The organism is Chitinophaga pendula, assembly GCF_020386615.1.
Classification (GTDB): domain Bacteria; phylum Bacteroidota; class Bacteroidia; order Chitinophagales; family Chitinophagaceae; genus Chitinophaga; species Chitinophaga pendula.
On sequence record NZ_CP077769.1, the window covers coordinates 5,270,112 to 5,282,669 of the forward strand.

11 protein-coding genes, 1 tRNA gene and 1 pseudogene are annotated in these 12,558 nt (G+C 48.7%); 6 read left to right on the forward strand and 7 right to left on the reverse strand.

Translation table 11 applies throughout. The features are described 5' to 3' along the window. Nucleotides 1-8 precede the first annotated feature (8 nt). The 4 genes and pseudogenes from KTO58_RS19355 to KTO58_RS28940 all read left to right on the forward strand — a co-directional run. On the forward strand, nt 9-743 hold the full coding sequence (locus KTO58_RS19355) for a hypothetical protein (protein ID WP_095837797.1): 735 nt from the start codon (nt 9-11) through the stop codon (nt 741-743). 168 nt (nt 744-911) lie between these two features. Next, a complete protein-coding gene (mobF, locus tag KTO58_RS19360; RefSeq protein ID WP_225859833.1) occupies nt 912-3,632 on the forward strand; it encodes a MobF family relaxase in 2,721 nt (906 codons plus the stop codon). 2 nt (nt 3,633-3,634) lie between these two features. After that, the gene (locus tag KTO58_RS19365) at nt 3,635-4,018 is read left to right on the forward strand and encodes a hypothetical protein (RefSeq protein WP_095837795.1); all 384 of its coding nucleotides are present in this window, start codon (nt 3,635-3,637) and stop codon (nt 4,016-4,018) included. A 168-nt stretch (nt 4,019-4,186) separates the two neighbouring features. After that, nucleotides 4,187-5,014 (forward strand): annotated as a pseudogene (locus KTO58_RS28940) (recombinase family protein); the annotation flags it as partial. Nucleotides 5,015-5,068: 54 nt separating this feature from the next. On the opposite strand, the gene KTO58_RS19375 reads toward KTO58_RS28940, so the two are convergent. The 3 genes from KTO58_RS19375 to KTO58_RS19385 form a co-directional block, all read right to left on the reverse strand. Further along, entirely contained in the window at nt 5,069-5,398 is a 330-nt protein-coding gene (locus KTO58_RS19375) for a hypothetical protein (RefSeq protein WP_157752846.1), read from the reverse strand. 364 nt (nt 5,399-5,762) lie between these two features. Then, a tRNA-Met gene (locus KTO58_RS19380) sits at nt 5,763-5,836 on the reverse strand. Between the two features lie 75 nt (nt 5,837-5,911). Beyond that, nucleotides 5,912-7,978, reverse strand: a complete 2,067-nt coding sequence (locus KTO58_RS19385) for an alpha-ketoacid dehydrogenase subunit alpha/beta (RefSeq protein WP_095837794.1) — start codon at nt 7,976-7,978, stop codon at nt 5,912-5,914. 135 nt (nt 7,979-8,113) lie between these two features. On the opposite strand from KTO58_RS19385, the gene KTO58_RS19390 reads away from it, so the two are divergent. Further along, nucleotides 8,114-8,548: a MarR family winged helix-turn-helix transcriptional regulator gene (locus tag KTO58_RS19390; RefSeq protein WP_095837793.1), complete on the forward strand. Its 435-nt coding sequence runs from the start codon at nt 8,114-8,116 to the stop codon at nt 8,546-8,548. A gap of 45 nt (nt 8,549-8,593) precedes the next feature. On the opposite strand, the gene KTO58_RS19395 is transcribed toward KTO58_RS19390, so the two are convergent. The 4 genes from KTO58_RS19395 to KTO58_RS19410 form a co-directional block, all read right to left on the reverse strand. Then, nucleotides 8,594-9,205 carry a fumarylacetoacetate hydrolase family protein gene (locus KTO58_RS19395; protein ID WP_095837792.1) on the reverse strand — a complete coding sequence of 204 codons (612 nt, stop codon included), beginning with the start codon at nt 9,203-9,205 and terminating at the stop codon, nt 8,594-8,596. A 52-nt stretch (nt 9,206-9,257) separates the two neighbouring features. Continuing rightward, nucleotides 9,258-9,839: an aminoacyl-tRNA hydrolase gene (pth, locus tag KTO58_RS19400; protein WP_095841488.1), complete on the reverse strand. Its 582-nt coding sequence runs from the start codon at nt 9,837-9,839 to the stop codon at nt 9,258-9,260. A 109-nt stretch (nt 9,840-9,948) separates the two neighbouring features. Next, nucleotides 9,949-10,539, reverse strand: a complete 591-nt coding sequence (locus tag KTO58_RS19405) for a 50S ribosomal protein L25 (RefSeq protein ID WP_095837791.1) — start codon at nt 10,537-10,539, stop codon at nt 9,949-9,951. 48 nt (nt 10,540-10,587) lie between these two features. Further along, nucleotides 10,588-11,538: a ribose-phosphate pyrophosphokinase gene (locus tag KTO58_RS19410; protein ID WP_095837790.1), complete on the reverse strand. Its 951-nt coding sequence runs from the start codon at nt 11,536-11,538 to the stop codon at nt 10,588-10,590. 243 nt (nt 11,539-11,781) lie between these two features. Here KTO58_RS19410 and radC point away from each other — a divergent pair, with 243 nt between their 5' ends. Next, the gene (gene radC, locus KTO58_RS19415) at nt 11,782-12,483 is read left to right on the forward strand and encodes a RadC family protein (protein ID WP_095837789.1); all 702 of its coding nucleotides are present in this window, start codon (nt 11,782-11,784) and stop codon (nt 12,481-12,483) included. Nucleotides 12,484-12,558 lie beyond the last annotated feature (75 nt).

A 12,558-nucleotide genomic window follows, 5' to 3' on the forward strand; every position in this document is an offset into this window, starting at 1 on the left:
TTTTTACCATGAAACAAAACAATGCCGGAAGGCTTACGGACAACCGTAAGTCATGGCACCGCCATGTAGATACGATTTATCATTATTGCGCTTACCCGCGCCTTTTGCTGGAAGTTTTCATTCGGCGAAATTTCGGAAAGCGTTATTTCTCGTTGAGCAAAGCACTGCTTATGCTCGTTGCCCTGGCCTGTTGGCCCTCTGTTGTAAAAGAACGGTTATTCATCAGGCTTTGGCATTTGAACGAACTGGATGCCATTGCCTCAATGCCGGATGGGCTTTTCTGGTGGCGCTATGGCTCCTGGTACGCATTCCTTATTCTGTTCTTGTCGTTCAGCCTATGGCGCAAACTGGAAATAAAGCAAACAATGAACCGGTCCACACGCTATGCGGGCGATCTGCATCCTGTTTTTGATCGGCTGAAACTCGGCGGCCGGCGCCTCTCCCTGTGGACGATTGAGGTCTTATGCGAACCTGGTGCGTTTATGATCGCGGGCTTTTTGCTCTCGAAGGTGGGGCAGCGCCTGGGCGGTTTGCTGATGATCGCGAGTATCGGTTATTCCATCTATTCGATTATCAGCCACTACCTGAGAAATACGGAGATTTCTGACCGTCGCGACATCATCATTGATGGCCAGGAATTAGGGCGAGAGGTTATGAACGGTCTTAATCCCGTAAATATTGACCTTCCACAACCCACCGTACCCGCGCGCCGTCCCGCCGATGATGTCGAGGATGTTTTTTAAAGCCGCAGCAGTGCAGCGGGAAGATGTCTGATCCTTCAAAGCTGTGAGTCCCGGTCATTTCTCGCGCACTGCTCCGCTTTTTCTCGCACTGTTTATTTGTTGTATACGGCCGTTACAACCTGCCGATTTTTTCCCGCTCGGATTTCAATCTCTGATAAAACGTTTTCGATGATTCGCATGATCCAAAGCACGAGCGCCGCTCATGCCCAAGCCTATTACACGTCTTCGCTGTCACCTTCCGATTATTACACCAACGATCAAGAGCTTCCCGGACAATTCACGGGAAAGCTGGCGGATCGTTTGGGTATTACCGGGGACGTGACGAAAGAGGCGTTTTTCGCGCTGACGGAAAATAGAAACCCGCTCAATGGTACAGCGCTTACGCCTGTGACAAAGGATGAGCGAACCATTGGCTATGACATCAATTTTCATTGTCCTAAATCCGTTTCCATCCTGCACGCTTTAGCAAAGGACGATCATATATTAAAAGCCTTTGAAAAATCCGTTTTGAAAACCATGCAAGAAATGGAAGCGGATGGTGCGCAAACGCGCGTCCGCATTGGCGGTGCCGATACGGATCGGAAAACGGGTGAATTACTCTGGGCTTCCTTTACCCATTTGACGGCGCGGCCCGTGGACGGCTCCCTTCCCGATCCACATCTTCACGCGCATTGCTTCGTTATCAATGCGACGTGGGATGATGTTGAAAAGCGCGTCAAGGCTTGCCAATTCCGCGAGATACAACGTGATATGCCGTACTATCAGGCACGCTTTCATAAGCGGCTGGCCGATAAGCTCCAGGATTTAGGCTATGACGTGAAAAAGACGGATAAAGCCTTTGAGATTGACGGCGTGCCGAAAGAAATCATTGCGTATTTTTCCAAACGCACCGACGAGATCGGGCGCATTGCCAAAGAAAAAGGGATTACGGATGCCAAAGCGTTGGACGCGCTGGGCGCTCGTACCCGTGCCGCCAAGCAAACCGGATTGAGCATGGATGAACTGAAAGCCGTTTGGAAAGCGGAGATGCAAGACATCAGTACCGTTATAGGCGGCAATCAGGGCAAGCCGCTACGCTTTGCGCGGGCGAAGGAAACACAAACGACCGTAGCCAAGCAAAGCGTGCGCTATGCCCTGCATCATCATTTTGAAAGAGTGTCCGTGATGCCGGAACGCCGTTTGCTGGCGACCGCTTATCATCACGCCATCGGCAACAATGCAACGTCCTTAGATCAGATAACGGATCATTTTAAAAAGGATGATCAAATTATTCATGTGGAAGATCGCGGGCGCATGGTCTGCACGACCCAAGAGGTTTTGCAGGAAGAGCGGCGTATGGTGACATTGGCCCGCGCCGGGGTAGGACAGCTTGCGCCGCTTTATCAGGAAGCGCCTGCCCTGGCGCTGGACGGCCAAGCTCTGACGGCTGCTTCCCATGCTCTGACGACGGCCGACCGCGTGACGATTATTCGCGGCGTTGCCGGGGCCGGAAAAACCACGCTTCTATCGGCATTGGTTCCTTCCATCGAAAAAAAGGGTAAGCATGTCACAACGGTCGCGCCGTCGGCCAATGCGTCGCGAGGAACGCTGCGGGAACAAGGCTTTAAAGAGGCTGACACCGTATCGCGGCTTTTGACTGATAAGGATATGCAGGCAAAATTGTCGGATCAGGTGTTGATCGTCGATGAAGCCGGGTTGCTCGGCACCGGGCAAGCCTTGCGTTTGCTGGAAATCGCCACCGAACAAAACGCGCAAGTTATTTTCGTCGGTGATACGCGCCAGCATAGCGCCGTTACGCGCGGGGATGCGTTGCGCATCCTCAACACCGTGGGCGGCATTCAGACCGCCGAAGTATCGAAAATTTACCGCCAGAAAAACGGTAACTATCGCGCTGCGGTGGAATTTCTTTCGCAGGGCAAAGCTAAAGAAGGCTTTGATAAGTTGGACAACATGGGCGCGATTAAGGATGTCGATCCTTTAGCCCCGCATGTGGAGTTGGCGAAAGACTATGTTGCGGCATTGAAAGCGGGCAAGTCCGGCTTGGTGATTTCGCCCACCCGCCAGGAAGGCGAAAAGGTGACGACGGCAATCCGTGTGGCGCTGCGCGCGGCCGGAATGCTCGGCAAGCGTGATATTGCCGTTACTCGGTTCTCTAATCTCAATTTCACGGAAGCGGCGAAGAGCGACTGGCGCAATTACAAAGAAGGCCAGGTCATTCAGTTTTCGCAGAATGTGCCCGGTGCCAGGAAAGGCTCGCAATGGACCGTCAAAGCGATAGGAGAGAAGGATGTCACTATTGAAAACGCCGGCGGCAAAGCGTTGTCCCTGCCCTGTGACCGGGCAAACCATTTCGCCGTGTTTCAGAAAAACGATCTTGCACTATCCAAAGGCGACGTCGTTCGCATCACACATAACAGTTTTGATAAACGCGATAAGCGGCTGGACAACGGCACGGTGCTGCATGTGGTTTCTGTCAGCGATAGGGGCGATATGATCCTGCGCCATGCTGACGGGAAAACGCAATACAAGCTGGGAAAAGAATTCGGGCATATCGAACATGCGCATTGCAGTACGTCCCACGGATCGCAAGGGTGCACCGTTGATCGCGTATTCATTGCGCAAAATGCCGCCACCTTTCCCGCCACGGATTTAAAACAATTCTATGTGTCCGTGTCCCGTGGCCGCGAAGCCGTCACCGTTTACACGGATGACAAAGCGACCCTTTTGGAACATGCGTCCGAAATGGGCGACCGCCAATCCGCTCTGGAGCTTTTATCAGCCAAAGATCCGCATATCGAATACGTCCTGCTTCAGGAGCGCAACGCCTACGCCAAGCCGGAACAAGACAAGAGTGCCGCAAAATCCATCACGTCGGAAAAGCATTATTGATTATGAGCTTGAACTTTAAGCTGCGCCTGGATGAACTGAATGAAAACGATCCCGCCCGTAAAATTTCCACTTCGCCTGAAGGTGAGTTTTACGGCGCGGCTTCGCATGTCCGCAATGTTTGTTTTGTCTTGCTGGATAGCAACCGCACTTTTTTGAATTACGGCTATTTGATCGCCGGGGATTATCTCCCGTCATCAAACAAAATCGTTCTGCTGTGGACAACCCACACCGTCACGTTGACGGGCATTCGTTTGGAACCGCTTTACTATGATTTCATGCTCCAATTGCCCCGGCAAATCGTGTGCATGGATGCGCGTTACAACGCTACCGCGCAACAGGACACGCCCGTCGTGAATGCCATCACCATTCAACATCACAACGTATGAAACGAAATCCGCGCCTGACTATTGACGACATCGACCGATACGCATGTTTCAAAAATTTGCCACCGGATCGCAAAGAGGAATTGATCGCCCTCGTCTACGAAATTTCTATCGCCCTTTATAAAATCTATGGAGAAAAGCATGAATGACATGGAGTATTTCAAGCGCTTTATGCCGAAGAAGGACGACCAAACGGAAAAGAATTTCACCGTCTGGTCGTATACCCGTGTCAGTTCAAAAGAACAGTTTGATAAAAATTCCAGCATCGAAAATCAGATTGAAGCCAATCGCCGCTATGCACGATTAAATAAATTCGAGATTACGGAGGAATTCGGTGGGACCTATGAAAGTGCCAAGACTGATGACTTCCGACCTGAATTTAAACGTCTTATTGATAAGGTAGACGCCAGTCGTGAAAAGCCTTTTGCTATCCTGGTATTCAAGATGTCGCGTTTTTCCCGCACTGGCGCTAGTGCCATCGGCCTTGTTGATAGCCTTGTAAAAGATCTTGGTGTGCATCTCATTGAGGTCTCCACTGGCATTTCAACTTTAACGCCCCGTGGGCAGATGGCTATTATTGATAGCCTGTCACATGCCAGGAAAGAAAACCTGGAACGTTTGGAAATCATCGTTCCGTTCATGCAGGCGCATTTAAGAAACGGTAAGCGCTTCGGCACTTGTCCGGTCGGCTATGACCATTACGGCCCACGGGTTCAAAATGAAAAATTTATTGCCAAACATCAGCGCATCGAAATCAATAAAGACGGTGAACTTTTAAAAGAAGCTTGGGCGTGGAAAATGTCGCAACGCTTCAGCGATGCGCAAATTCTCGGCAAACTGGAAGCGAGAGGCTTAAAGCTGACCCCTCAAAAACTCTCGAAGATTTGGCGCAATCCTTTTTATTGCGGCATCAACATCAATAAAATGATCGACGAACCGGTACAAGGTAATTGGCCCGCGCTTATCAGCCAAGCCGATTTTATGAAGGTGCAACATATCCTGGAAGGCAATCCGGCGGGCTATCAGCATAAAAAGGCCGAAGACATGCGCCCTTTAAATCGGCATGTAAAATGCGTCAATTGCAAGCATTATATGCTTGGATATTTCAATAAAAACAAGAACCTCCATTATTATCGCTGTAGACACTGCAAGGGACTTAACATCAATGCGCACACGACCAAACAAGCGAAGCGCAAAGGATTGAATGATCTCTTTCTTGATTTCCTGGATAATTTCAGTATTTCGCCTTCCGTCGTTCCGCTGGTCAAATTGCAATTGACGAAGCTCTTCGATCATTTCAATCAAAACAACGGTGACGATGATAATTTGAAAGAGCAATTGGCGGCATTGGGAAAGCAGGTGAAAAGCCTGAAAATTCGTCATGCTCTCAATGAGATTGACAAAGAAGCCTATGATCTGGCAACCGACCATTTAAACGAAAAAATCCAGGCAATAAAGAAGGAATTGGACAACGAGATTCCTAGGGTGTTGAACCTCGATAAATTGCTCACGCAATCGCTGGAAAAATTGCAGAGCCTGCGGCTGGTGTGGGCTTCCAGTGATTTAGAAGAAAAAAGAACGATACTAAGAACAATCTTTCCCGATGGCTTCTATTATGATGCGGAAAATCACCAGTGTTTAACCTATAAATTAAACGAGTTCGTTCGCGCATCCTCTTTTCTGGCGCGGGTTTCGCCTGAAAAAGAAAACGGGAACTTCCAAGATTTTCTTGAAAATTCCCGTTCTGTAGCGAGAGCGAGAGTTGAACTCGCGACCTCAGGGTTATGAATCCTGCGCTCTAACCGCCTGAGCTACCTCGCCGTATTCCCAAAACGGGAGTGCAAAGATAATGGGGAAAATGTTAAATCCCAAGCTGTAAACAAAAAAGTTTTCAATTTAATATGCTAATAACTCCTGTATAGCCGCTACTACCTTGTCCGGGGTGGGTAAAACAGCCGCTTCCAGCCCCATATTCATGGGTATGGCGGGCAGATTAAGGGCGCCCAGTGTAAATACCGGGGCATCCAGCTGCCGGAAACAGGCCTTCTGAATACGACCTGTCAGCGCTTCGGCGAAGGAGTTATTGAGCTGTTCTTCTGTGAGTACCAGGCATTTGCCGTGCTTTTTAACGGTGTTATATACCAGTTCTTCATCCAAGGGGAAGAGGGTACGCAGGTCGATGATCTCGATTTGGCCGGGAAACTGTGCAGCAGCAGCTTTGGCCCAATAGACGCCCATGCCGTAGGTGATGATACAAAGGGTATTGCCGTTTTGTATATCACGGGGATGTGCAGCGGTCACTATCCGTCCTTTGCCCAATGGTAATATATAGTCTTCTGAAGGCTCTATCATCATGGCATCCAGGGTACCCGGTACTTTACTCCAGTAGAGCCCTTTGTGTTCGAGTATGACTACGGGGTTGGGGTCCAGGAAGGCTGCTTTCATCAGTCCTTTCATATCGGCTACGTTGGAAGGGTAGACTACTTTGATGCCTTTGATGGTCAGCAAGGTGGACTCTACACTACCGGAGTGATAGGGTCCGCCACCGCCGTAAGCCCCTATGGGCACGCGGATCAGAGTCTGTACAGGGTATTTGCCTTTGCTGAGGTAGCAGGATTTGGATATCTCTGTTACCAGCTGGTTGAAGCCAGGATAGATGTAATCGGCGAACTGTACCTCTACTACTGGCTTTACACCTACAGCGGAGAGCCCTGCTGTTGCACCGATGATGTAGGCTTCCTGTATGGCGGTATTATATACGCGGTGGTCGCCGAACTTGTCTGCCAGGGTAGCTGCTTCGCGGAATACGCCTCCCAGACGGCGTCCTACGTCCTGGCCATAGAAGATTGCTTCAGGGTATTGACGCATAAGCTCTTCGATAGCATGTAGGGCTGCATCGACCATCACCACCTTACTGCCGGTAGTGGGGGTACGGGTGCCTGTTTCTGCCGTAACGGGGGTGGGCGCAAATACATGCGACATCACTTCCTGCGGATCAGGTTCCGGTGCTGTCCGGGCTGCTTCGAAGGCGATACGGATAGTGTCAGCTGCTGCTGTTTCGATCTCCGTCAATGTGTCTGCTGATATGCCCGCTGTCTGCAGCTGTTGTGCTAACAAAGGTATGGGATCGCGCTGTGTGTGTTTTTCGAGGTCTGCCGGCGTCCTGTACCATTCTTTACGTACACCGGAAGTATGGTGCCCGAGCAACGGTACTTTAGCATGTACTAATATAGGTTGACGGGAAGTACGGACATAGTCTATAGCAGTACGCATCCCTTTATAGCTCTCTTCGAAATGGCTACCATCTATCCGCATACGCTTCAGGCCTTTAAATCCGGCGGCATATTCGTAGGCATCCATTACGCGCGCTTCGTCGGCGCTTACGGAGATGCCCCAATCATTGTCCTGTACGAGGTAGATGATAGGAAGGTTCCACAACACTGCACATTGTAATGCTTCGCTCACCTCTCCCTCTGTCACGCTGCCATCTCCCAGCGAACAAAGTACTACAGGCAACTCTCCTCCCGGACCTTTCCGGAGTAGCGGCGAGGTGATGCTTTCCAGGTATTTGATACCCTGTGCCATGCCCGTGGCGGGTATTACCTGCATACCGGTGGCGCTGCTCTGGTGTGGGATAGTAGGCCGGTCCGGTCTTCTGCTACTGGGATGACAGTAGTAAGATCGTCCGCCGGAAAAGGGATCTGCTCCTTTGGCCAGCAACTGCAGCATCAGCTCCTGGGGGGAAAATCCCATGGCCATCATCATGCTGTCGTCCCGGTAGTAAGGACTTACAAAATCGCAGGGCAGCATCTGCATGCCCGTGGCGATCTGTATCGCTTCATGTCCCCGCGAAGTAGAATGTACATATTTACATATGGGCCTGTTGGCTTCATAAATAGCAGCCATCTCCTTCGCCTGGTACATCAGGCGGTAGGCCTCTTCCAGTAGTGCTGTCTGCGTCATATCGTGACGATGATCATTAACCGTGCCTTTTAAAGTTGGAGCGCTTATACTATCTTTAAACACGTAATATCGTTTTGGTGAGGTATAACACAAAATAGTTGCTACTACAACTATTGCTACTGCAAATTAATTAATATGCCCGATACTTTTGTAAGTAATCCTTCTTTTTTTAAACTAGATGCGACACTAAAAAAACTGCGTAATTACTGGCAGAAAACCTTTGATGACCTCGAAAAGGATATCACCGTAGACCAGTGGCTATTGCTGGAAAATCTTCACAAACACAAGAAAATCACGCACAACGAACTGGCCCGGCTGACGTCTAAAGACATCACCACGGTATCCCGTATCATCGAGCTGATGGTAAGAAAGGAGCTGGTGATCCGGGAAGGCGCCGTGACCGACCGCAGAAAGGTCTTTTTGCAGCTGACAGAGAAGGGCAACGAAAAGTACAAAGAGGTAAGACCTATCGTATTGGATATGCGTAAGAAAGGATGGAAGGGACTAACAGAAAGGGATTACGAGGAATTGACCCGTATCCTGGATACTATCTATGTGAATATGTCATAAAGCTAGTATGCAGCTGTCATAAACAGCTGCATACCGATGATTTTATTATTTTATTACGAACTCCAGCAGGCTGTCGTTCTCAATAAAGGCTTCGAGGGTATCCCCTATTTCTACCGGCCCCACACCAGCGGGTGTACCAGTGTAGATCAGGTCTCCTATATTAAGGGTGAAATACTTGGAGATATACGACACCAGAAAATCAAAAGAAAATAACAGGTCTTTGGTGTTTCCCTGTTGTACGATCGTCTTATTCTTGTAGAGGCAGAAATTGATATCCTTTTTGTCCATTTCCGGCGTCACCGGGATGAAGTTACCCACTACTGCGGAGTTATCGAATGACTTGGCGATCTCCCAGGGCAGTCCTTTCGTTTTTTGCTTTTCCTGCAAGTCACGGGCGGTGAAGTCGATACCTACCGAGATCTGATCGTAATATTTATCAGCAAATTTCTCCTGTATGTGTTTACCGTTCTTGCACACGCGCAATACCAGCTCACACTCATAGTGGAGATTTTTGGTAAAATCCGGATAGTAAAAGGGATGGTTATTCTGGAGCAATGCATTTTTGGGTTTCATGAATAGCACTGGCTCTTCGGGTACCTCATTCTTTAGTTCTTTAGCATGATCTACATAGTTCCTTCCTACGCAAATAATCTTCATGGAGCGCACAATTTTATGGTTAAAAAAACGGATCGTTTAGGGTTTTTCAACGTTACTTTACAGCTGGAAAAGTAAGTTTATTATAGGAATTCATCGTACGTTGGATGCCAACAGCAGCAAAACTTTCAATGATCTCCACACATTTCTCTATTTTCTCTTCCACGATCTTCCATTCCGCCGGTTCCCATTTGCCCAGCACAAACTCTACCTGTCTGCCTTTAGGATAGTTATTACCTATACCGAAACGCAGGCGGGGATAGTCCACGGTACCTATCAGCTCGTGGATATTTTTAAGGCCGTTATGGCCGGCATCACTACCTCCGGGGCGGAGGCGGAGGGTTTCCAGGGGTAAGGCCAGTTCGTCTACGATCACCATGATATTCTCCAGGGGGATCTTCTCTTTATCCATCCAGTATTTCAGCGCTTTACCGCTCAGGTTCATATAAGTGGTGGGTTTGATAACGATGAATACACGTCCTTTCCATTTACATTCCGCTACGTCTGCCAGCCTGTCGCTGCGAAAAGTAGCGCCATGTTTGGCCGCGAAAGCATCTGCTACGTCAAAGCCAATATTATGACGGGTATGGTGATATTCAGCGCCTATATTCCCCAACCCTACTATCAGATATTTCATACTAGTTACTTTGAAGGACCTGGTATACAACGATGTATCTACAATCCGGCCTCAAAAATAAAAAGCCCCCCGGGAAAAACGGGAGGCTTTTATAAAAAAGGCTAAAAGTTTATTTCTTCTTAGCGTCTTTCTCAGCCGCAGCTTCTTCCTGACGCAACTGACGGGTCATTACCACAGAAGCGATAGGAATACGCGGAGAGTTAACGATCTCGATACCTTCCAGCTGCACATCTTCTACGCGTACGTTAGCGTTCAGCTCCAGTGTTTCGATGTTTACTTCGATGTTCTCGCGAAGATCTTTAGGCAGGGCCTTTACTTTCAGCGCTTTCATTTTAGTAACCAGCTTACCACCAGCTTTAACACCGGCAGCCAGTCCTACAAATTTCAGCGGCAAGGTCACCTGTACCTTTTTGTCATCTACCAGCTCCATGAAATCGATGTGAGCCAGTTCATCCGTTACAGTGTCAAACTGCAGGTCTTTCAGTACACATTTGTACGTCTTAGCGCCTAGTTTCACTTCTGCTACCTGAAAATCAGGTGTATATACCAGATTTTTGAAAGACGCAGCCGGAGCAGAAAAGCTCACGGTCTCAGCACCCCCGTAAATAACACAAGGCACTTGTCCCTCAGAACGAATTTGGCGGGTGGCTTTTTTGCCGTGTTCGCTCCTGAGTTGTCCTTCGATGGTTATTGTTTTCATTGTTTAAACAATTTATATGTGTAAATAAAATACCGTCTTTATAACACCTTATCTATCCCTGCGCTGACTGTGTACAAATAAGCTAGTGATAGATTTATTCTCATACATGTTGCGTATCGCTACGGCAAACAGTTCGGCAGTGCTGATCACTTTGATCTTGTTGCTCTCCTGGCGGATGGGAATAGTATCACATACTACCATTTCCTCCAGTATGGAATTTTCGATGTTCTCATATGCCTTACCACTGAAGACCGGGTGTGTACAGAAAGCACGTACGCTCCTCGCTCCCTTTTCTTTCAGCAGGTTAGCTGCCTTACTTAAAGTACCCGCTGTATCACAGATATCATCTATCAATACAATATCGCGGTCCTTTACATCCCCTATCACCACCATCGAAGCAATCTCGTTAGCACGTTTACGGTGCTTATCACAGATCACCATCTCTGCGTTGAAGTAAGAAGCCACTTCCCTTACCCGGTTAGTGCTGCCCACATCAGGGGACGCAAAGGTAAGGTTTTCCAGCTTCAAATTCTCTATATAAGGAATGAAAATAGCCGAGCTATCCAGGTGATCCACCGGAATATCAAAGAATCCCTGGATCTGTGGAGCGTGCAAGTCCATGGTGATCACCCTGTTAGCTCCCGCTGAGGTCAGCAGGTTCGCTACCAGCTTCGAACCGATCGCCACCCTGGGTTTATCCTTACGATCCTGACGCGCAAAACCAAAATAAGGGATCACCGCAGTAATATAACCCGCAGATGCCCGCTTGGCGGCGTCAATCATCAATAACAGCTCCATCAGGTTGTCTGCTGGGGCATTCGTACCCTGTACCAGGAAAACATAGTCTCCACGGATACTTTCCAGATAAACCGGCTGAAACTCGCCGTCGCTGAACTTTTGAATAGTAAGTTTCCCCAAGGGATTACCATATCGCTTGGCGATCTTCTCTGCCAACGCGGGGTTACTATTGCCTGTAAAGATTTTAACTGATGGTTGCATGATGAAAGAAAAGAAGGTGCAAAACTATGGTTTTTTGAAAGTATCTGCCATATTTTTTTCAATCACTACTAGCATTTTTATACATGTATACTAAATTAATAATACTAAAATTATTTATAATCAACACATTAATGTCTAATAATTTTCATATCATTTTGTATATCACACCCGACTATATTTCTTCCTCCAACCCGCCACATTTGCCCCGGAAATCCTATCTTGTAGTATAATCTAAGATACCCCGTGAATGTAACCCCCACCCACTTCGCGATCCGTCAACTGGCGGAAGATGACAAACCTAGGGAAAAACTCCTTCAAAATGGTCCCGCTGGCCTCAGCGAAGTAGAGCTATTAGCGATCCTGCTCAATAGCGGCTATCGCGAAAAATCTGCCCTTGACCTGGCCCGCGAAATACTGCTCGCAGCCGACAATAACTTAGGAGAGCTGGGCCGCCTGAGCATCGCACAATTGAAAAAGATCAAGGGCGTCGGTGAAGTCAAAGCCCTCTCCATCATCGCCGCTATGGAACTGGCCCGCCGCCGGCAGGCAGGTTATATGCGTGAAAAAAAGACCATCCAGGGTGGCCGGGATGCCGCCCTCTATTTCAAACCCATCCTCAGCGACAGCCCCTTCGAAGCCTTCTATACCCTCTATCTGAACAGCGCCTGCCGCGTCATCCGGTACCGTTGTATCAGTACCGGCGGAACATCCAGCACCGTCGTCGATCCTAAACTCATCTTCCGGGAGGCCCTCGAACTGGGCGCCAGCAGGCTACTGCTCTGCCATAACCACCCCTCCGGCAGCCTCCGCCCCAGCAGCGCCGATATCAACCTCACCCACAAACTGAAAGAAGCAGGCAAACTATTCGATATCGACGTATTGGACCATATCATCGTATCAGAAGCCGGATACTGTAGCATGGTAGAAGAAGGGATTATCTTCTGAGCCACCACATCCGCCCCCTCACTGTCAGATGACATAACTTCGTGATATAATGAAAATGATTTTCATTACTTTCGC